The organism is Alloiococcus sp. CFN-8, from assembly GCF_049943125.1.
GTDB lineage: Bacteria > Bacillota > Clostridia > Clostridiales > Clostridiaceae > JAEXZL01.
In genome coordinates this window covers 3,798,751-3,820,469 of sequence record NZ_CP188040.1, presented here as the reverse complement: position 1 = coordinate 3,820,469, position 21,719 = coordinate 3,798,751, and the positions used below count along the sequence as shown (strand labels likewise).

Below are 21,719 nucleotides of genomic sequence, written 5' to 3'. Positions count from 1 at the left end.
TTATTATTTATAAAATATGTATCATATACTGTATTAACAGCAAGAGATAAGATCTCCACCCATGCATTCACATAAACAATCTAGGCATATTAGGTTCATGCAGCAGTCTAAGCTATCATTATTTCCTCTTGTGCCATAATACTGCTGCCTATAGCCATTATTTCTATTTTTCAGATAGTTAAAGGCACGAGCATATTCAAGATTATTGGGATTTAGTGAGCAGGCATTTTGAAGGTAATTGTATGCAGAATCGTAGAAGCCCTTATTCATCTGAACCATCCCCATTAAATAGTTCCACTCCGCATCTTTTGTATAGATTCTATTTAGCTTTTCTTCAGCATAATCATATCTACCTGACTGGATATCATTCCTTATATCTTGATAATTAGAGCTATAGGAGGTGTTTGAGTGATAATTATTGGGGCTACCCTTCATTAGACTATCATAAGCTTCGTTTATTTCTCTCATCTTTTCTTCTGCTAAGTCCTTGAGAGGATTGTTGCCGAATTGATCGGGATGATATTTTTTAGCCAATTCTCTATAGGCTGATTTAATTTCTTCCTTAGATGCATTTTCCTTTACACCTAGTATTTCATATGGATTTGACATTTTTTCACCTCTATTTACTGTTGTACTTTTTTTCTATAAGATTTAATCTATCCATAAGTCCTAGCTTTAAGATATTTTCAATTATATCGTTGTTCTTAAGTATTCTTAGCCTCTTATAATTATCAATAACTCCATTGGCGCAAGTAAGAATATTAAATTCTATTCTATCCTTTATAGAGATATAAAACTCTTCAAAGGGCAATGAATCCTTGTTAAAAATTGCAGAGAGGGGATTGAATTTATTTTTTTCCATATCTACCTTCAAATCATCTAAGGCATCCATTAGATAAATCCATTTACCTAGGTTATAGCCTAGATTGTACAGCGACTGAATGTCTAAGGTCTCTTCATCTTTATAAAATGCAGAGATAACTTCCGCAGTAAGTCGTGAAAAAGGTTCTGAAATCTCATCTAGTGATGCATTGTTAAGCTCTTTTTCATAGAGAGAGAGGTCGCTTAACCTCTTTTTTAATATATTGTCAAGGTCTTTGTACTTTTTAGAAAAGTTATCTTTATAGCCTTTAAAAATATACTTATACAGATGATCTTTAATAGTTTTATCATCTTCAGCATCGTCACAAATCTTGTAGTAGGTAAGTGCAACGTTTAGATATGCTGAATAGATTAATGCTTTGTTATCTTTGATAATCATTCTCTTTTTCAAAGGATGTATCAGACAAGTATCTAGGTAGAAATCTCCAGGTGTTTCATTCAATCCGTCTAATAATATAGCTACAAAGGTCATATCATAGTTTAGAGATAACCTAGGGATGTTTCCAAAATTATTCTTAATGCTTCTGCAAAGGCCGCAATAATAAGCTTTAAAAATTTCATAGTCTTTAATCTTTAGTTCAGGTTTATAGGGTAATACATAGCCAAACATATTAGCCTCCTTTTGTAAGCATAATATGATTATAACATAAATGTTGATAGATTATATACAATATATTTACTATTGTTGGCTTGGATACAACTGTACAATTAGTTAAATTTAGGGTATTATAATGTTAATCATATAAAACATAGGAGGGAGAAGAATGAGTAAATATAAGGTTGGAGATGAGCTTATTATAATCAGTAATCCCGATGAAGAGACAGAAAAGATTAGAAGCTATACAGGGCTAAGTGTAGAAGAAGATTATGCAAAAATTTCTTGGGCCATAAAGATTCTAGATGTTAAGTATGATAAGCCTAATGTTGAGCTTACTTATAGGAATATGTATGGAGAAAAAACAAAGGTATTTGCTGTTTGTACCGATGTAGAGAACTTTGATACTGAAAAGGTTTTAGAAAAGGCGTTATTAAAAGCTTTTCAGAATGAAATAATCAATATTTCTGTAGAAAAAAATACAAGAAAGCTGTAAGAGGGTTTATTTTCTGTATATTTTAAATTATAATTATTTTATGGTAATAAGGGTATATTGTTAGTGGAGGAGAAGTTATGAGTTTATGTCCTTTTTGGTCTAATGCTAAAGAAAAGGTTAATTGTTTTAACGACTGTGTATTTAGTTCAACAGAAGAAGAAAGCTGTCCTTTCAAGCTTTATTTAGATAATAGCGGAACAGTTATTAAGGATATTTATGATTACAGCTTCCAGGAGGAAGGGTTTGTATTATCTGAAAGCTGGTAATAAGTAAAAGGTGCCGGAGCTCCGGCACCTTTTACTTATTTTTTAAACTGATGTGAATAGCTGTGGAGTAATTTTTGTTTCATGTTCCATAGCTTTTGTGATAAATCTACATAGAAGGTATGAGGATTTTCAAATCTTAAAACCTCAGCCCATAGCTTTTTAGTTTCCTTTTGTGCATATTCTCTAATATCCATTACTGAAGGAGATTTATAGACTACCTTACCCTTATCAAAAATTTGAACTAATAGTTCCTTGACATGATAATTGGTTAGAGTTTTTCTCTTCCAGGTGTATATTGGATCGAAAATCTCTAGAGGCTTGCTTTCATCAATTATTTCTCCTCGAAGGGATATAACGTCTGCTAGTGCCTTATCTGTATCCTTGTCAAAAATTCTATATATTGTTTTAAACCCTGGATTAGTAATCTTTTCTTGATTTTCACTGATTTTTATTTTGGGAATTATTACTTCATTTTCTTCTATTGCTACTAGCTTGTATACACCACCAAATACTGGCTCTGATTTAGCTGTTATTAATCTTTCTCCAACACCGAAGCTATCTACTGCTGCTCCTTGAGCTATGACATCGGAGATTATATGCTCATCTAATGAGTTGGAGATTATTATTTTACATTCCTTATAGCCAGCTTCATCTAATATTTTTCTACATTCCTTAGAGAGGTAGGTTATGTCTCCGGAATCAATTCTAACTCCTGCAGGCTGTATACCAAGAGGCTTAAGCACTTCATCGAAGACCTTTATGGCATTTAATATACCTGATTTGAGAACGTTATATGTGTCAATGAGTAAAACGCAATTATGAGGATAGATTTCTGCCCAAGCTTTAAAAGCGTCATATTCAGTATCGTATAATTGAACCCAGCTATGAGCCATGGTTCCTACAGCTGGAACGTTGAACATTTTATCAGCTATAGTACAGGCTGTTGAGGAGCAACCTCCGATTACCGCAGCACGAGCGCCATATATTGCACCGTCATATCCTTGAGCGCGTCTAGAGCCAAATTCCATTACAGGCCTGCCCTGAGCAGCTCTGCATATTCTATTAGCCTTAGTTGCTATAAGAGTTTGATGATTGATTGTAAGCAGTATCATTGTTTCTATAAATTGAGCTTCAATAACTGGTCCTCTAACGGAAACTAAAGGTTCATTAGGAAAAACAGGGTTTCCTTCAGGGATGGCCCAAACATCACAGGAAAATTCGAAGTTTTTTAAGTAATCAAGAAATTCTTCAGAGAACTGTTTTTTTCCTCGAAGATACTCTATGTCTTCTTCTGTAAATTTAAGGTGGCTAAGATAATCAATGAGCTGATCAACACCAGACATGATGCAGTACCCACCACCATCAGGAACACGTCTAAAATACATATCAAAGTAAGCTATTTTATCACCGACGCCGGACTTTAAATATCCATTTCCCATTGTTAATTCATAAAAATCCATTAACATTGTTAGATTTCTTTCGTTTTTTACATCAAAGTTTGTATCCTTCATGTTTCTTCTCCTCTATACAAAATAGCATAATAACATTGTAACTTATGGCTAAACTTATTACAATAGTACATAGTTTCGCTAATTTTATTTAAATTCTAATCATCTGAATAGAGTAAATATATAAGTCTAGTATGCTTGCTTTTATATTATGCAAATTATTAGATATTATAATAGGAATTAAAGTTTTGAGGAAGGGTAAGAATTAAGAGTGAGAGAGAATAGATAATAGAGAATAGAGAATAGAGAATAGAGAATAGAGAAGAGCTAAGAAGTAAAAGGTAAGAAGTAAGAGTTTAAGAGAATAGAGAAGAGAGAATAGAGCAAAGAGAAGAGAGCAAAGAGAAGGGCTAAGAGTTTAAGAGAGAGCTAAGAAGTAAAAACTAAGAAGTAAGAGTTTGAGAGAGAACTAAGAGGTATAAGGTAAGAGCTAAGAGTTTAGAAGATAAAAGAGATGAAAGAGCAGAGTGGGGCTAAGGAGGAAGGACTGAGCATATAGGTGGATTTTGAAGGGAGTGATTTAGTATGGTAGATATAGGTGTTCCAAGGGAAGGCTATACCCATGGAGGGATTTTTCATGCGGATGATGTTTTTTCTACGGCATTGCTTAGGTATATAAATCCTGATATAAATATAACTAGAGGTTTTGAGCCTCCAAAGGATCCTGAGATCGTTGTTTATGATATTGGATTAGGTGAATTTGATCATCATCAAAAGGATAATGAAGAAAGAGCTAATGGCGTTCCATATGCAGCCTTTGGCAAGCTGTGGAGAAGATATGGAGGGCTTGTTTTTGATAGTGAAGAGCTTATAGAAAGATTTGATAGAGACATTGTTCAGCCTATTGATTATTCTGATAATACAGGGGAAAGAAATATGCTATCCTTGGCTATTGCTTCCTTTAATCCTAATTGGAATAGTGATGAGGAAGCTGACGAAGCCTTCTTTAGGGCAGTGGATTTTGCTTATGAAATTTTAAATAACGAATTTAAAAGGTATAGAGGTTTTGAAGCAGCTAAGTCCATTGCACAGGAGGCCTTTGAAAAATCTGATGGTCTTGTGGTGGAGCTAGATAAGTTCGTTCCCTGGCAAGAGGCATTAGTTCCTACTACTGCATTATTTGTCATATATCCTTCTCAGAGAGGTGGATACAATATTCAGATTGTACCTAAGATTGAAAGAGCTTCCTTTCCAAAGAGATGGCTAGGAGCCGAGGAAGATGAGTTATCCTCTGAGGTACCTGGGATGACCTTCTGTCATAAGGGGAATTTTATAGCCTCCGCTGAAAATATCGAAGCAGCTAGAGAAGTAGCTAAAATTTCTGTAGATGAGTATAAAAAAGAAAAAGAAAAGGAAAAGGATAGAGCTCCTTATATATTGCGATATATAATTTCTGGAAATGATAGATTGATTAAGGATTACATTAAAAGAATATCTAAAGAAGAGCTGCTAGAGGTGAGAGACTATATAAGGGAGCTTAAATACCATGACAATCATTGGGACATAAAAGAAGCTCTTGAAGCCCTTCTTTATAATATTGATATATATATCGATGGTGATGCAGCTGATAATAAAGAAATAAGGGATATAGAGAAGGAAAAATAGTACTCTAGCCTTAATAATAGAAATTAATCAAGGAGAGAAGAATGAAGTTTACACCAGATGAGTATCAAAATGCAGCGATTAATACAAGAGCTGAGAAGGCGTTAGTTGTAGCTGCCCCTGGTTCCGGGAAGACAACTGTTATAGTTAATAGAGTCCTCCACTTGATGAGGGATAGAAAAGTACAGAGCGGTAATATAATTGTTATTACCTTTACCAGGGCGGCTGCTAAAAATATGAAGGATAGGTTTCAAAGCTTGTGGGGAAGTGATAATATTCCCTTTTTTGGCACCTTTCATGGTTTGTGCTATAAGCTTATAAATCGTCATTTAGGGAAAATTGATATAATATCTTATAATACAGCCTATACTCTTTTAAATAATGCTTTAGCTTCTTATATGGACGAAGTGGGAGAGGATAAGGTAAAAGAGGTATTGAACAACATATCAAGAATGAAAACCTCTTTAGATAAGGAAGGAGATTTTAAGCCAAGTTTAGATAGGGATGTTTTTAATCATTGCTTTGAGGCTTACGAGAACTATAAAAAGGCTCATAGGCTTTGGGATTTTGATGATATGCAGATAGAAGTACACAGGTTATTGCAAAAGGATAATAACTTGTTGGAATCTTATAGAGGATTATTTAAGTATATATTAGTCGATGAGTTTCAAGATTGTGATGATCTTCAAATTAAATTACTCCAGCTTCTTTCTGCAAAGGGAAGCATATTTGCAGTAGGAGATGAGGACCAGAGTATTTATACCTTTAGAGGATCCAATCCTGGCTGCATGGTTAATTTTAGCGAAATGTTTCCAGGAGCCGAAAAGCTTTATTTAAATTATAATTATAGAAGTGTTTGGAATATAATAGATGGAGCCAAGCGATTAATAGCCAATAATAGAGAGAGAAATCAAAAGGATATTAAGGCTTATAGAAAGAAAGAGGGCAATATAAGGGTTAAGTATGTTTTAAATGAGGCTGCCGAAGGTGAAGATATTTCTCTAACTATAAAAAATTTCATAAAGGTAGAAAATGACTATAGTAAAAATGCTGTGCTTTTTAGAACTAATCAGGAAGCAAGGGCTATAATAGATTCCTTTATTCGAAGTAAAATCCCCTTTGTATTATTAGATAAGGAATATAACTTTTTTGAACATTTTATTTGTAGAGATATTATTTCATATTTAAAGTTAAGCATTGACACTAAAGACAGGGAGAGCTTTATAAGAATTATTAATAAACCCTTCAGATATATAAGCAAAACAGCAATCATGGAGGTTAGAAGTCACCAGTATGTACAGGATGCCTTTGAGATATTAAAGGGATATAAAGATATCCCAGTATTTCAGCTTAAAAACATAGATACTTTAAAAAAGCAGGTAAGTGCTTTAAATAAAGGGAGTCTTAGAAGTGCTATAAATTCAGTTCTTCAGGATTTAGGGTATATGGATTATTTAAGAGAGCTAAGCAGTAAAAATAAGGTGCCCTTTGAGGATTATGAATATATAGTAGAAGAATTTATACAGGCCTCGGAGGAGTATAAAACCATCATAACCTTTTTAGCTCATATAGAGGAGTATTCAAGAGAAATTAAGGAGAATGCTGAAAGAAATAAGGATAAGGGTGTTGTACTTAGTACTATCCATGGCGTAAAAGGGATGGAGTTTCATAGAGTATTTATAATTAATTGCTGCGAAGAAATAATACCACATAAAAATAGTATTGATGATAATATAGAAGAAGAACGAAGGTTATTCTATGTAGGAGTTACTAGAGCCATAGATGAACTTTATTTATACATTCCAAAGCTTCTCCATGGAAGAGAAAAGAGTGTCTCAAGATTTATAAAAGAAAGTGCTTTTACTGCAGATAATCAAGGAGAGGAACTTTTTAAAAAGGGGGATAGGGTTCATCATAAAACCTTTCAGGATGGAGTAGTGAACAGAGCTGACAGCCATACTATCGAAATAGTTTTTGCTGGTGATGTGAAAAGAACCTTTGATTTACATATACTTATTACTCATGGTCTTTTGAGAAAGCTATAGTCTAGTAAAGGGCAAGGGTATAGTATACAAGCACTATTTATGATTTAGAAATATGCTAGATTAAATTATATTAATCTCACCTAAAGTTTTTAGCTTCAGGTGAGATTATTTTTTAGATAAATATAAAATATATTTATTAATAGCAGGATTAAACATATAATAAATATACTGATTATAATGGATGTAATAGGTAATTCTTGTTGTATAGAAATCACAAGAAGATAGCGAGGAAAGAAGTAAAGAATGATCCTGTTATAAAAAAAGAAATTTTGGGGTGTTGCTATTGAGTGGAATAATAGTTTGGTTTTTAGCGGGTATATTTTTACTAATAACAATTTTGCTGCTTTCCGGCAAGGGAGCTTTTTTAATAGCAGGGTATAATACTGCTAGTAAGAAGGAGAAAATGCAGTATAATGAAAAGAAGCTATGCAGGGTTATGGGTAGTGGTATGGGAGTTATTACTATTTTTATGGTGGTTTTAGCATCCTTTGGAGAAAACCCACCAGACTGGCTGCTAGCCAGCTTTCCAGCGGTTATTATATTGGTTGTGGTTGTTATGTTAATTCTCTGTAATACAATTTGTAAGGTAAAGGATTTTGTAACTGAAGAAGAGATTGAGGGGATAGAGAAAACTGAGAAAGAAAAAAGACATGAGTCTATAATAAAAATTTCATCTATTATAGTTTCAATGATGTTTTGTGTAATTCTTGGAATTATTTTATTAACAGGAGAAGTGAAGGTTACTTTAGAGGATAAGGAAATAGAAATTCAGGGGTCCTTTTGGATCGATTATCAAGTACCTCTGGATAGTATTAATACAATTTCCTTCAGAGAAGATCTTCTAATAGGTAAACGTACAGGTGGCTTTGGAAGCTTAAAGCTTAATCAAGGTAATTTTAGGAATGATGAATTTGGAGCTTATACCTTATATGCCTACACAAAGTGTGATAGCTTTGTTGTTTTGGATACTGATGATAGAATGGTTGTAATAAATGCCGAGACACATGAAGAAACCAAAGAGCTTTATAATAATTTGAAAGAGGCATTGAGTAAATAAAATAGAAATCAATAGATTTATCTATAATGATATTAATATAATACCATTTTATTTTATAGATAATATAAAAATAATTATAACTAACCTTCATCAAAATTAGGTTTTTAACCTAGAAGATGAAGGTATTTTTTTATAAGAAAAATAGCGATATTGTATCCAACCCTTAAGAATGCTAATATTAAGTATATACGTATTTTTATATTAACTGAGAAAATAAATATACATTATTTAATGTATATTTATAGAATGAATTAGAGTTTCAATATATGTGCAGATTTGTATAAATTGATTTTGTATGACAAATTGATATGAGGGATTATTATGGTGGATAATAAGAGTTATGTATTTTCATTAGATATTGGAACCAGAGTTGTAAAAGGGTTATATGGCTATTATGAAGATAATAAGCTGAAGATAATTTGTGAAGAAGCTCTTCCTCAGCTAGAAAGGGCCATGAAGGATGGACAGATTCAGGACATTGAAAAGGTAGCACAGGTGGTAAGAGGATTAAAAGAAAGTATTGAAGCAAAGCTTGGAGAAAAATTATGTGAGGTAGTGATTGCCGCAGCAGGAAGATCTCTAAAAACAGTAATTTCAAAGGCTAAAATTGAATTTCTAGAAGAAACCACCATTGATAAGGATATCATTAGGACTCTGGAGCTTCAAGGAGTAGCCCTAGGAGAGGAAAAGGTAATAGAAGAAGGGGATAGGCTTTTCTGTGTAGGCTACAAGCCAATAAGCTATTATCTTAATGGTTACCTTATAGGAAATTTATATGGACAGGTTGCCAAGGTTATTGAAGTGGATATGATTTCTACCTTTCTTCCTAGATCTGTGGTGGATAGCCTTTATAAGGTTATGGAGCTTGTGGGGTTAAAGGTAGTTAATCTTACCTTAGAGCCAATTGCAGCCATGGAAGCAGTAATACCTGAAAAGTTAAGATTATTAAATATTGCCTTGATAGATATTGGTGCTGGAACCTCTGATATAGCTATTTGCAGCAATAATACTGTCCAAGCCTACGGAATGGTTCCTATTGCTGGAGATGAAATAACAGAAGCTATTGCAAAGGAATTAATGGTTGATTTTCTTACTGCTGAGGAGATAAAAACTCAGTGCAACGATAAAGAAGAATTACTTTATAAGGATATATTTGGCTTTGAAAATAATATTACTTCCCAAGAGTTGATTAAAAAAATTGAGCCATCAATAAATAATTTAGTTAGTGAGCTTAGAGAGAAAGTAATATTTCTAAACGGAGGGGTATCACCATCTGCAGTGTTTTTAGTGGGAGGGGGAGCTCATACACCGCAAATTGAGAGTAAGCTAGCAAAAGAGCTGGATATAGCTATGCAAAGAGTTGGCATAAGAGATAGAAAAAATATAGAGCTCCTAGAGAATAATAAGGATACTTTAGGAAGCTCAGGAGTTACAGTAGTAGGGATTGCTTTGGAAGCAGCAAAAAATATAGCCAATAACTTTGTTAAGGTATATTTAAATGATGAGCCTATTACTATCTTCCATAAGAAAAATATCCAGGTAAGAGATGCTTTTATTAGCGGAGGTATAGATCCTCAGAAGCTGCTATTTAAAAATGGAAGAAATTTATATTTTCAGGTTAATGGTATTCATAAGGTAGTCTTTGGAACCTTAGGAGAACCGGGAAGGATTATAGTAAATGGTGAGACTGCAGCCCTGGACACTGAGATTAAAAATGAAGATAAAATAAGCTTTTTACCAGCTAGAGATGGGATAAGTGCAGAATCAAGGATTATTGATATTTTAGAAGGCTTTGATAGTAAAAGAATTATATTCCTTGGAGAAGAGGTTTATTTAATTCCAGAGATTAAGGTAAATGGTGTTAATAGGGATATTGACTATTTAATAAAAGATGGAGACACAATCAACATAATTACAATTGAAACCTTAGAGGCTTTGTGTAATAATAAAAGCTATTATAATGAGGTTTTTGTTAATGGTAAGAAGGAAAGCAAAGATTACATAATAAATGATGGGGATATAATAACCTCTATAGAGGATATTGCTTATAATAATGTTAGGGATAATAACAGCCTTGAAAAACTTACAAAAGGCTTTATTGTGAAGGTTAACGGTGAGGAGGTTATCTTATCAGGAAAAGATAACTATATATTTGTAGATATTTTTGATTTTTATACCTTTGATTTATCCTCCCCTAAGGGAATTATAGCCTTAGAGTTAAATGGTTCACCTGCAGAGTATTTTGCTTCTCTTAAGGAAGGAGATAATTTATCAATATATTGGAAAGAATAAAGGAGAGAGAGATGATAGATTTTTATAATGAGGCAAGGAAGCTCCAGGAAGAATTAATTGCTATTAGAAGAGATTTACACATGCACCCAGAGCTTGGCTTTGAAGAGTACAGAACCTCTGGAATTATTAAGGCTTTTCTTAAAAAAGAAGGTATACCTTATGAGGAGGTTTCAGGAACGGGAGTATGTGGTATTATTAAAGGAGCTAAAGAGGGAAAGACTGTAGCCTTAAGAGCAGATATAGATGCCCTTCCATTACTAGATAAAAAAGGATTGGAATATAGCTCACAGGTAGAAGGTAAAATGCATGCTTGTGGTCATGATGCTCATACCACAATTCTTTTGGGAGCTGCTAGAATAATAAATAACCATAGGGATAAGCTGCCTGGTAATGTGAAGCTTTTCTTTGAACCGGCAGAGGAAACTGTTGGAGGAGCAAGGTTTATGATTAAGGAAGGTGTACTAGAGAATCCAGAGGTTCATGGGGTCTTTGGTCTCCATGTTTCTGAGGATGTTCCCTTTGGTTATATTTCAATAAAAAAAGGAATAGTAAATGCTGCTTCTAACCCTTTTACTTTAAAGCTTATAGGAAAAGGTGGACATGGAGCTCATCCTGAGGCTACTATAGATCCAATAGTAGCTGCTAGCCATTTAGTAGTGGCACTCCAGACTATAGTAAGCAGAGAGATTTCTCCTTTATATCCTGCAGTGGTTACTGTTGGAAGCTTTGTGGCGGGAACAGCCCAGAATATAATTCCTGAAGAGGTAGTACTTAAGGGGATTATGAGAACCTTAACCTCGGACCATAGAGCATATGTTAAGGATAGGTTTAAGGAGATATTAGAAGGTATATGTAAAAGCTTTAGATTGACCTATGAATTGGATATAGAAGAAAGCTATCCTTGCCTTCATAATAATGACACCATGGTGGATTTAGCCTTTAATACAGCTAAAGAAATTCTTGGAGAAGAGAGAATATTAAAACAGGAGTTTCCCAGTATGGGAGTTGAAAGCTTTGCATATTTTTCAGAGCAGAAGCCATCAGCCTTTTATTTCTTAGGTACTGGAAATAAAGAAAAGGGAACGGATAAACCAGCCCATGGCTGTTATTTTGATATCGATGAGGAAGCCTTAGCAATAGGAGCTGCTCTACAGGCAGCAAATGCATTCAACTTCTTAAAGGAAAACTAAAGAAAATAGAATAGGAGATTAATATGAAGATAGAAATAGGTTCTAATGAAGCAGGTCAAAGATTGGATAAGTTTTTAAGAAAGCTCTTAAAGGATGTACCTCTTAGTGCCATATATAAAACCCTTAGAAAAGGTGATGTGAAAATAAATGGCAGTAAGAAGAAAGAAAAGTATGTGCTTGAATTAGGAGATGTAGTAGAAATAAGAGATATAACCACCACTGCTTCTAATAAGAAAAAGGTTGTAAACTTTCAAAAGGTTGATCCTAGCCATCTTAAAATAATATTTGAGGATGAAAACCTACTTATATTAGAAAAGTGGCCTAATGTATTGGTTCATGGTGATAAAAAAGGAGAAATTACTCTTACAGATTTTGCTCTAAGCTATCTTAATGATAAGGGTGATTATCTTCCTGAGCAGGAGGTAACCTTTACCCCTGCTCCCTGCAACAGGTTAGATAGAAATACTTCAGGCATGGTGCTTTTTGGAAAGAATTTTGAAGCTCTAAAGCAGCTTAATGAGATGATTAGAGAGAGAAAAATTAAAAAATATTACATGGCTCTGGTTAAAGGGAAGATGCAGTCTGGAACCTACGAAGCTTTCATAATGAAGGATAGTGAGAACAACATATCTAAAATATATGATGAGGAGGTTCCAATGAGCAAGAAAATAGCCATGGAGGTTAAGCTTATTCAGACCGATGCCTTATATTCACTGATAGAAATAGATTTAATAACCGGTAGGAGTCATCAGCTTAGAGCCCATCTTGCTCATTTAGGTTACCCTATTATAGGAGACCAAAAATATGGTGAAAGAAAAGTAAATGAATTCTTTATTAATAAGTATGGATTAAATTATCAATTTCTATATGCTTACAAATTAATTTTTAGAAATTGCACGGAGAAGTTTCAGTATATGGAAAATAAAACCGTTGCTGAGGCCCTTCCACCGATTTTTAAGAAAATAAAGAAGGATGTTTTCAGAGTAGTTATTAGATAGGAGTTTAGTATGAAAGAACAATCTTCCACTAAAGCGGTACTTATATTATCCATATCAGGGATATTGGTTAAGCTATTGTCTTTAGTATATGTACCTTTATTATCAGGGATTATAGGCTCTCAAGGCTTTGGTATTTATAATAGTACATATCAGGTATTTACCTGGCTTTATGCTGTTACTAATGTAGGGATGCAGCCGGCTATAGCTAAGCTAGTAGCTGAGCTTGATGAAAAAGGTAATCCCAGAGATGCTTTAAAAGCCTTTAAGATAACAAGAGCTTTATTATTAGCAGTTGGATTTACTTCTACACTGCTTATGATAATTCTGGCAAAGCCCATTAGTGAATTAACTAATAATCCTCGTTCAGTATATTCTTTAATGATGCTGGCTCCTACCATAACAATTACTTCAGGACTAGTTTCTTATAGAGGATATTTTCAGGGTAGGAACATAATTACACCTATTGGTATATCTCAAATATTAGAACAACTGATAAATGTAGTTGTAAGCCTACTTTTTGCTTATATCCTTTTAAATTCCTTTGGTCTTGAAATGGGTGTAGCAGGAGCTACTATAGGTACCTCCTTAGGGGCACTAGTAGCAGTGGTTTATCTCATTTATATCTATCAAGTAAATAAATATTTTAAGATTCCTAGTGGTAAGCAGCTGGAACATAGAAGACACAGCACAAAGTATCTTTTAAAGAAGGTAATAATGTATGGGCTTCCAATTACTATGAGTACTGGACTTCAAAATTTTGGAGCACTCATTGATACGGCTAATGTTAGAGGGAGGCTGGAAACAGCGGGCTTTTTAATAGATAAAATTGATACTCTTTCTGGTTACCTTGGACAATATCAAACTTTATCTAATGTTCCATTAGTTTTTATTACTGCTATAGGCACTATAACTTTACCAGTTATATCAAGAGCACTTATCAATAGAGACAATGATAGGATAAAAGAATCCATATCCTTTGCTTTTAAGGTGAGCTTCATAATAACAATACCTGCTGCTGTTGGCCTTATGCTTTTAAGCAGAACTGCCTTTGGGATAATATATCCCGGAGATCCAGGGGGATATAAGCTATTGTTCTTTGGGTCATTTATTACAGTTTTAATGGGGCTTATACAGCTTCAGGCAACAATTTTGCAGAGTCTTAATAAGTTCTATCCTGTTATTGTTACACTTCTTATAGGAATTGTGGTGAAGATATTAGTAAACTATATACTCATAGTAAATCCTGATATAAATATTTATGGCGCTATTATTGGTGGCTATGCTGGTTATGGAATTACTGCGTTATTGAATATTAGAGTTTTAAGAAAGACTATAAGAAGGAAGGTCCCTTATGTATCATTGCTTAGCGGACCTTTGGCCGCCAGTGGTGTAATGGGAATCGGTGTGTATTTGACCAATAAATACATCCTATTATTAGGAGGTACAAGTCCATCCATTAAGCTCTATGGTTTGTCTATGATCCTCTCTATAATAGTAGGGGTAGCTTTTTATGCCTTCGCCTTAATTTTAATGGGCTCAGTAACTAAAGAAGAAATTAAGAGAATTTCTCCTAGATTGTATAATAAGATACCAAAAGTTATAAGAAGAAGGATGAGATGATAAAAAACCTGCATAATTGCAGGTTTTTTTTATTCTGCTTTTTTTGTAATGAATATAGAAATGATAAAGAGCATAAAACCCCAAAAGATTATAATTATGTTTTTTGTGGCGTTTAAATCATCGGATAGGCTGTTATTAAGGAATCTTAGAACATAATAAATAAATAAGGCGCATAAGGCTAAGATAATAATATTGGTAAGTGAAAACTCTAGCTCATAATATTTTTTTATCTCATATAGATTTAGACCAATAGTAATGCATGCGGATATGATCATTGTTATTCCATAACCCAGTATATTTATATTAGGAATGGCCGTAAAAATAAAAAGCAATACTAGCTCCAATAAGGACACTGCTACAGAGTTCCTCAACAGGATGTTATGCCTTCCTATACCGTTTAATATTCCGTAGGTGGTTACAGAGGTGTAAACAAAGGGAGCAGCAAGAGCTGCAAAACGAATATACTGAGCTAAATCGTTCCTTTTGAAAAGCATATGTCCAAGGTTATTTGGTATAGTAGTACAAATCATTAAGGTGCATAAGCCTAGAACAAAAGAAAGTCTTAAAACATCCTTTATCCTATTCTCTGAAGAGGAGAAATCCTTTTTGCTAACGCTTTTTGATAGATCCGGTATAAGGACAGTATTTATTGAGCCAATTATAACCATGGGAAAGAAAACTATAGCTATGGCCATAGAGCTAAATTTTCCTATCATAGAAAGAGCAATGGATTCACTAAAGCCTGCAACGATGAGCCTCCTGGGTACAATTAGGGCAGAGGTGGTGGATAGAATATTTGTAATAATTCCATTTATACACAAGGGGACAGAAATTGAAAGAACGTTATAAAGCAGCTGGGCTCTTCCTTCTACAGGGCTTGTACTATTTTTTAATGGTAGTCTGTTAAGCTTATAATATATAAATAATAGTAATAAACTGATTAATTCTCCAATGCATAAAGCACCATAGGCGACAGAAAGCTTTACCATAGTTGAGGAGCTATCAAAGAAAATAAGCAGTGTTAATAGTGCTACAATTCTGATTGCCTTTTCAAAGATATCTATTATTGAAGGTACCATAACCTTGGATATACCGTAAAAGAAACCTTTTAGAATGTTCGATAAGGTTACAAATATCATTGCAGGACAAATTATCCATAAGGCTAGGGAAGTCCTAGAGTCTTTAATTATTTCATTGGTTAAAAAACCGTTTAAGGATAATACTATTAAGGTTATGGTTATTGACCATAGTAAATTAAAAAAAGCAGTTGTTTTAACAGTTTTATATAGATTTTTTATCTCTTTTCTTTCTAGGTATATAGCGGATACTTTAGAAAGAGCAGCAACTATACCTGCTGACATGATGCAGATAAATAAATTATAAAGAGGCATAACTAGGTTATAAAGTCCCATACCCTCTGCTCCTAAGTGATGAGTAAGGGTAACGGTAAATACAAAGCCAAAGACACCGGTTAGAATATTTGATGCAGTGAGTACAGCAGTACTCTTATAGAAGCTATCACCTTTCATAAAGCTACCTCACATATTTTTATATAATTTATTACTATTCTTTTTATAGAGAGTATATTCAAAGATGTTATAAAAATATAGAAAATATAATTTACAAAATAGAAATAGACAATTTCTCTTACATGTGATATAAAAATAATTAATAACTATTATTATAAAATAATAGAATTGATAAGGAAGTGGAAAGATGGGAAGGAGAATGGAACATACCTATGGCAGAATGGTAAGAGGAGCCATGGTGGTTGTTAATCCAGTAAAGAAAATTGCCGTTAAAACCCACTGTATAGTACACAAATTTATAAATATGCAAGCGGTGCAGATTTTAAATAATGATGGATATACGGAAGCTGCGGCTTTCTATAAAAAGAATATAAAGGCTTTGAATGAAGGGGTAGTATGGGCAGATCAGGATTTTAAAAGCACCAATCATTTTTATCATATAACCAAGGAAAAAGGTTTATATGGATTTTCCAATGCTATGGTTGAAGCTTTAAAATATTACAATATGTCCTATAGTCAATTAAAAGATAATAAGGATATGAATTTAGCAATGTTTTATTTAGGTGCCTCCTGTCATCTGGTACAGGATGCCACGGTTCCTCATCATGTAAATAATAAGCTATTAAAGAAGCATAGACAATTTGAATTATGGATTATCAAGAGGCTTCTCAATGATTATTCCTTTGCAGTAGAATCTGGTGTTATAAGATATCCTGAGATAGAAGACTATATTAAAGAAAATGCTCAGGTAGCCTTTGATGCTCACGAGGAATATGATGATATATCTGAGATTGAAGAGAAATACTATAATATTTCAACAACGATTTTGACTCAAGCTCAGAGAAGTACTGCTGGCTACTTGCTTGACTATTTCGAAAAAAATATTAAGAATAGTGAACTTTATAATAATTCCTTTAATTAAAGGGATTATTTTTTTTTTGTAGAATTTATTGTAGAATGGAAGAGATTGGGAGGATTGTTTTATGGATGGCACTTCAGTTATCGATCTAAGAGAACTAATTTTTAAGGGAGAGATTTTAGAGATAGGAAGGGATGATAATTATATCATATATAATTTCCTAAAAGAGCAGGGAGAAGAAGTTTCTGTAGATATTGTAGAAAACGAAGAAGACTTTAAGGAAGAATGTAAAGGTAAGTATGATAATATAGTATTATTCTTTTTTTTAAGCTCTTTAAATAGTAAAAAAGAAAGGCTGGGGTTAATAAAGGAAATAAAAGATTATATTAAGCCATCAGGTGAACTCTATATATTTGATATTGAAAAGAAGTCTTTAAAGCCTTATAAAAATAAGATTAAAATTTTATTTTCTGAAGAAAACTATAAGGAACTACTTATTATGGAAACAAATCCTTTTCTTATTTCTGATTTGAATTCAGTAAAAGAGCTTATCAAAGAGGATTTTCACATAAAGGAAGCAAAAAGTTTAGAGGGAGTATTTATACTTCAAGGAGAAAGGAAGTAACATAAGAGATGTTAAAGGTAGCGTTAGTAGGAGTTAATTCTCAATACATTCATAGTAATTTAGCAATAAGATATTTGAAGTCATACACTAAGGATTTGGACTATCACTGCGAGCTTATGGAGTTCACTATTAATGATAGAATAGAAAATATTTTAGAAGCAATTATAGAAACAAGTCCAGATGTAATTGGATTTTCCTGCTACATCTGGAATATGGAATACATAGGAAGACTAACAGGACTAATTAAGCTTGTTATTCCAGAGGTTACTATTATATTAGGAGGCCCTGAGGTCAGCTATGATGGAGTGGAAATAATTAAGTGCTATGATGTGGACTATTTAGTGGAAGGAGAGGGAGAAGAAACCTATAGAGAGCTTATTAATGCATTGATAGAAGGTAATAAGATTCAAGGAATAAAAGGACTTTTTTATAAAGAAGGCTCCTTAGTGCATTATGAGGGAGCTCGAAGGCTCATAAATATGAATGCTTTAACCTTTCCTTATGATACCTTAGAGGATTTAGAAAATAAAATTATATATTATGAAGCTTCTAGAGGATGTCCTTTTAATTGCAGCTATTGTTTATCTTCAACAACTCATGGGGTTAGGTTTCTTGAGGGTGATAGAGTTAAAGCAGAGCTTCAATACTTTATGGACAAAGGAGTAAAGCTTGTAAAGTTTGTGGATAGAACCTTTAACGCAAGAAAAAGTTTTTCATTAGATATTTGGAAATTTCTCATTTCTCTAGAAACTAGAACTTCTTTTCACTTTGAGATTTCTGCAGATATTCTCAGCGAAGAAGAGATTATTCTTTTAAAAACTGCACCCAAAGGTAGATTTCAATTTGAAATAGGTGTTCAGACTACCAACGAAGAGGTACTAAAAAAGATAAACAGAGGTGCAAAATACAGCTTAATTGCAGAAAAGGTGATGAAGCTTAGAGAAGGGGACAATTTAAAGCTCCATCTAGATCTAATAGCCGGTTTGCCCAAGGAGGATATGGTAAGCTTTAAAAAATCCTTTAATGATGTTTATGCCTTGAGACCTGAAGCCTTTCAGTTAGGCTTTTTAAAGTTGTTAAAAGGTTCCAGTATGAGAGAAGAGGCGGAGGAAAATAAAATGATTTACTCCCCTTATGCACCTTACGAAATATTAGTATCAAAATATATTAGCTATCAGGAGCTAAGAGAGCTTAAAAGAATCGAAGAATTAGTCGATAAATATTATAATAGCGGAAAATTTTCAAATGTTATCGATTATATGACAGGGCAGTATAATACCCCTTTTGATTTCTATAAAAAGCTAGCAGAGTACTTTATTATAAAGGGTTATTTTAGAATAAGCATTGGTAAAAATGAATATTATAAAGTGCTTATTAATTTTTTTAATGACTATTGTCCTAAGGAAAGCTTTGAAGCATTTATGGAGCTATTAAGATATGATTATTTATATTTTAACAAAAAGAGAGGTATGCCTGATTTTATTGTAAAGAAGATTTCCAAGGAAGAAGAATTAGTACTTAGAGAAAAATACTCTCTAAAGGTTAAGGAGGAATATATAGAAAAGTTTAATATTGATATGGATAGATTTTTAAATAACGGAGAAATTATTGAAAAAACTAGCTATGTGGTTTTTAATATCTCTAATCCAGAAGTTACCGCTATTATAAATAATCTATAAATTTTTAAAAATTTGTATAGCTTTTTGGAGATTAAAGTAATAATATTTTGATAACAAGATGTATAAATTATTTTATAATTATTCTAAAAGTTGAAAAAAATAGCTTTTTTAAGTATAATAAACAAATATAAAGTAATTAATACCATATTAAGCATTAATTAATATTTTATTAGTAATTTATTGCAGAAAAGGTGGTGATAGGTGTTATGGCTTTAGAAGCAATTAATGAAATAAAGAAAGCTGAAAAGGAAGCGGAGGCTCTTATTAAGGAGGCGAGAGAGGAGGCTATTAGAATTTCTTCAAAAGGTAGGGAAGAAGCGGATAGCCTTTACAAGAATATTTTAGAACAGTCTAAAGACACCGCTGATGGCTATTTTAAAGCTGCTAGTGAAGAGGGTGAAAAAGAAATACAGCCTATAATTCAGGAAGGGAACAAGGCTGTGGAAGCAATTCTTAACCCTTCAAAGGAAAAGCTTGAAAAAGCTATTAAGCTAGTGATAGAGAGGATTGTGGATATTAATGGCGATAGTTAAAATGAATAAATTTACATTGCTAGCTCTTGAATCACAAAAGGATGATCTACTTAGGGAGCTTCAGCTCTTTGGAGAAACAGAATTTATTAATCTTCACGAGGTAATAAATACAGAAGCCTATGAGGAGTTAAAGGATCTAGAAAAGGATACTTTAAGTAAGGATTATGGCAAATTCCAGGAGAACCTTGCAAGAATAAAATATTCCATTGATTTTGTAAAGGAATATGCTGCTATAAAAAGTGGATTATTATCTATGTTAGAGGATAAAAGGATTGTTACTTATGAGGAATTGAAAAAATCTGTCACGATAATTCCCTGGGAAGAAACCTGGAATGCCCTTCGTAATCTGGATGGTAAGCTTAGCAATTTAGAAAATGAAAGAACAAAAATAGAAGGAGAGATTGAAGCCCTTAGACCTTGGAGGAACTTTGATGCACCCTTTTCTTCACTTAAGGAGCTTAACAATGCTTCTTATTTTATTGGTTCTTTGAACAAGCAGTATGAGGATAAGCTTCTTAATGACTTTAGTGAAAAGATTCAGGATGGGTATATTGAGGTTATAAGTAGAAATACCCAGGACGTTTTTTTATTCCTTTTAACTACTAAAGAAATGGCAGAAGCTAGTGAGGAAATATTGAAGTTTTATGGTTTTTCTCCTTTTACTTTAAATCATAATGAGAAGCCTCAGCTGCTAATTACAGAATTTAAGAGGAGAATTGAAGAAATCCATAAAGAAAGATTAGAAGCCATAGAGGAAATCGAGAGTTTTAAGGACAAGCTTTCTGATTTGGAACTGGTTTATGAATACTATAATTCTCTTCTTATGCAAAACTCTGCAGCAGATAACTTTCTTAAAACAAAGAATACCATTACTATCATGGGCTGGGTAGCAGAAGAGAAAAAGAATGATCTGGAACAGGCCTTGAATAAGGTAGCTCAAGATAGCTATTACATAACTTTTGCGGTGCCCACAGAGATGGAAGAGGATCATGTTCCAATTAAATTAAAAAATAATGGTTTTTCAGCGGCCTTTGAGGGTATCGTTGAAATGTATAGTTTACCTTTATATAAAGAGCTGGACCCAACTCCAATACTTTCAATATTTTATGTGATATTCTTTGGAATGATGCTTTCCGATGCTGGTTATGGGCTTTTAATGGTTATTGCTTCTGCAATCGCTGTTAAAATGGTGAAGGACAAGAATAAAAAAAATAGCTATAAGCTGTTTCTTTATGCAGGGGTATCCACGGTAATCTGGGGTGCCATATATGGAAGCTGGTTTGGAGATCTATTCTCAGGATATTTTGGAATTAAAATTCCCTATGCCATCGACCCACCTAACAGCATAACAGAAATCTTAATAATTTCAGTGGCCTTTGGATTTATTCACATATTTGTAGGCCTAGGAATGAAGGGCTATATGCTTATTAAGAGCGGTCATTGGAAGGATGCTATTTATGATGTTGGTACCTGGTATGCAATACTAATAGGAGCAGTCCTATTGCTCTTAGGAATAAGTACTGTTGTGGGTGGAACTTTACTTGGAGCTGGGCTTATAGGAGTTCTTCTCACTGCAGGGAGAGAATATCCTTCTATCGGAGCAAAGATTGGTTGGGGCATATATGGAGTATATGGTGTAACAAGCTACTTAGGGGATATTGTTTCTTATTCTAGATTAATGGCATTAGGCCTGGCAACGGGTTTTATAGCAAATGCGTTTAATCTAGTAATATCATTAATTCCGTCTCCTTTTAGCTATATACTGGCACCGCTTATGTTTTTGGTGTTTCATGTCTTTAACCTGCTTGTTAATGCTCTGGGCTCTTATGTACATGCAGCAAGGCTTCAGTATCTTGAATTCTTTAATAAGTTCTATGAAGGTGGAGGAAAGAAATTTACTCCCTATAAGCTTTCAGAGGAATATATAAAAATAACTAAATAAT

General features: G+C 33.3%; 18 protein-coding genes. 14 read left to right on the top strand and 4 right to left on the bottom strand.

Annotation, left to right across the window (positions count from 1 at the left end):
- Nucleotides 1-33: 33 nt before the first annotated feature.
- On the bottom strand, nt 34-609 hold the full coding sequence (locus tag ACPWSR_RS18070) for a J domain-containing protein (RefSeq protein ID WP_426349616.1): 576 nt from the start codon (nt 607-609) through the stop codon (nt 34-36).
- A gap of 10 nt (nt 610-619) precedes the next feature.
- A complete protein-coding gene (locus tag ACPWSR_RS18065) occupies nt 620-1,492 on the bottom strand; it encodes a DUF5685 family protein (RefSeq protein WP_426349615.1) in 873 nt (290 codons plus the stop codon).
- A gap of 154 nt (nt 1,493-1,646) precedes the next feature.
- On the opposite strand from ACPWSR_RS18065, the gene ACPWSR_RS18060 reads away from it, so the two are divergent.
- Nucleotides 1,647-1,973, top strand: a complete 327-nt coding sequence (locus ACPWSR_RS18060; protein WP_426349614.1) for a hypothetical protein — start codon at nt 1,647-1,649, stop codon at nt 1,971-1,973.
- A gap of 77 nt (nt 1,974-2,050) precedes the next feature.
- Nucleotides 2,051-2,239, top strand: coding sequence for a hypothetical protein (locus ACPWSR_RS18055; protein ID WP_426349613.1), 189 nt, complete (start codon nt 2,051-2,053; stop codon nt 2,237-2,239).
- Nucleotides 2,240-2,274: 35 nt separating this feature from the next.
- Here the strand turns inward: ACPWSR_RS18055 and ACPWSR_RS18050 are convergent, their stop codons facing one another.
- Complete coding sequence (locus ACPWSR_RS18050) at nt 2,275-3,750, bottom strand: nicotinate phosphoribosyltransferase (protein WP_426349612.1); 1,476 nt, start codon at nt 3,748-3,750, stop codon at nt 2,275-2,277.
- 522 nt (nt 3,751-4,272) lie between these two features.
- Here ACPWSR_RS18050 and ACPWSR_RS18045 point away from each other — a divergent pair.
- The 7 genes from ACPWSR_RS18045 (at nt 4,273) to ACPWSR_RS18015 (ending at nt 14,551) form a co-directional block, all read left to right on the top strand.
- Nucleotides 4,273-5,352 (top strand): MYG1 family protein, encoded by a 1,080-nt coding sequence (locus tag ACPWSR_RS18045; RefSeq protein WP_426349611.1) that lies wholly within the window; start codon nt 4,273-4,275, stop codon nt 5,350-5,352.
- Nucleotides 5,353-5,393: 41 nt separating this feature from the next.
- Nucleotides 5,394-7,394: an ATP-dependent helicase gene (locus tag ACPWSR_RS18040; RefSeq protein ID WP_426349610.1), complete on the top strand. Its 2,001-nt coding sequence runs from the start codon at nt 5,394-5,396 to the stop codon at nt 7,392-7,394.
- A 283-nt stretch (nt 7,395-7,677) separates the two neighbouring features.
- Complete coding sequence (locus ACPWSR_RS18035; RefSeq protein ID WP_426349609.1) at nt 7,678-8,451, top strand: DUF3784 domain-containing protein; 774 nt, start codon at nt 7,678-7,680, stop codon at nt 8,449-8,451.
- A gap of 321 nt (nt 8,452-8,772) precedes the next feature.
- The gene (locus ACPWSR_RS18030) at nt 8,773-10,743 is read left to right on the top strand and encodes a cell division protein FtsA (protein ID WP_426349608.1); all 1,971 of its coding nucleotides are present in this window, start codon (nt 8,773-8,775) and stop codon (nt 10,741-10,743) included.
- Complete coding sequence (locus tag ACPWSR_RS18025; protein WP_426349607.1) at nt 10,731-11,933, top strand: M20 metallopeptidase family protein; 1,203 nt, start codon at nt 10,731-10,733, stop codon at nt 11,931-11,933. The genes ACPWSR_RS18030 and ACPWSR_RS18025 overlap by 13 nt, the downstream gene beginning before the upstream one ends.
- 23 nt (nt 11,934-11,956) lie before the next feature.
- Nucleotides 11,957-12,931, top strand: coding sequence for an RluA family pseudouridine synthase (locus ACPWSR_RS18020; RefSeq protein ID WP_426349606.1), 975 nt, complete (start codon nt 11,957-11,959; stop codon nt 12,929-12,931).
- A gap of 9 nt (nt 12,932-12,940) precedes the next feature.
- Nucleotides 12,941-14,551, top strand: coding sequence for a putative polysaccharide biosynthesis protein (locus ACPWSR_RS18015; RefSeq protein ID WP_426349605.1), 1,611 nt, complete (start codon nt 12,941-12,943; stop codon nt 14,549-14,551).
- 29 nt (nt 14,552-14,580) lie between these two features.
- Here the strand turns inward: ACPWSR_RS18015 and spoVB are convergent, their stop codons facing one another.
- Nucleotides 14,581-16,080: a stage V sporulation protein B gene (gene spoVB / locus ACPWSR_RS18010; protein WP_426349604.1), complete on the bottom strand. Its 1,500-nt coding sequence runs from the start codon at nt 16,078-16,080 to the stop codon at nt 14,581-14,583.
- Between the two features lie 187 nt (nt 16,081-16,267).
- On the opposite strand from spoVB, the gene ACPWSR_RS18005 reads away from it, so the two are divergent.
- The 5 genes from ACPWSR_RS18005 (at nt 16,268) to ACPWSR_RS17985 (ending at nt 21,718) form a co-directional block, all read left to right on the top strand.
- Nucleotides 16,268-17,002, top strand: coding sequence for a zinc dependent phospholipase C family protein (locus tag ACPWSR_RS18005; protein ID WP_426349603.1), 735 nt, complete (start codon nt 16,268-16,270; stop codon nt 17,000-17,002).
- A gap of 61 nt (nt 17,003-17,063) precedes the next feature.
- Nucleotides 17,064-17,564: a hypothetical protein gene (locus ACPWSR_RS18000; protein WP_426349602.1), complete on the top strand. Its 501-nt coding sequence runs from the start codon at nt 17,064-17,066 to the stop codon at nt 17,562-17,564.
- Between the two features lie 8 nt (nt 17,565-17,572).
- A complete protein-coding gene (locus ACPWSR_RS17995; RefSeq protein ID WP_426349601.1) occupies nt 17,573-19,243 on the top strand; it encodes a B12-binding domain-containing radical SAM protein in 1,671 nt (556 codons plus the stop codon).
- 206 nt (nt 19,244-19,449) lie between these two features.
- Nucleotides 19,450-19,776, top strand: a complete 327-nt coding sequence (locus ACPWSR_RS17990; protein ID WP_426349600.1) for a hypothetical protein — start codon at nt 19,450-19,452, stop codon at nt 19,774-19,776.
- Entirely contained in the window at nt 19,763-21,718 is a 1,956-nt protein-coding gene (locus tag ACPWSR_RS17985) for a V-type ATP synthase subunit I (protein ID WP_426349599.1), read from the top strand. Before ACPWSR_RS17990 ends, ACPWSR_RS17985 begins: the two co-directional genes overlap by 14 nt.
- The last annotated feature ends 1 nt before the right edge of the window (nt 21,719 follow it).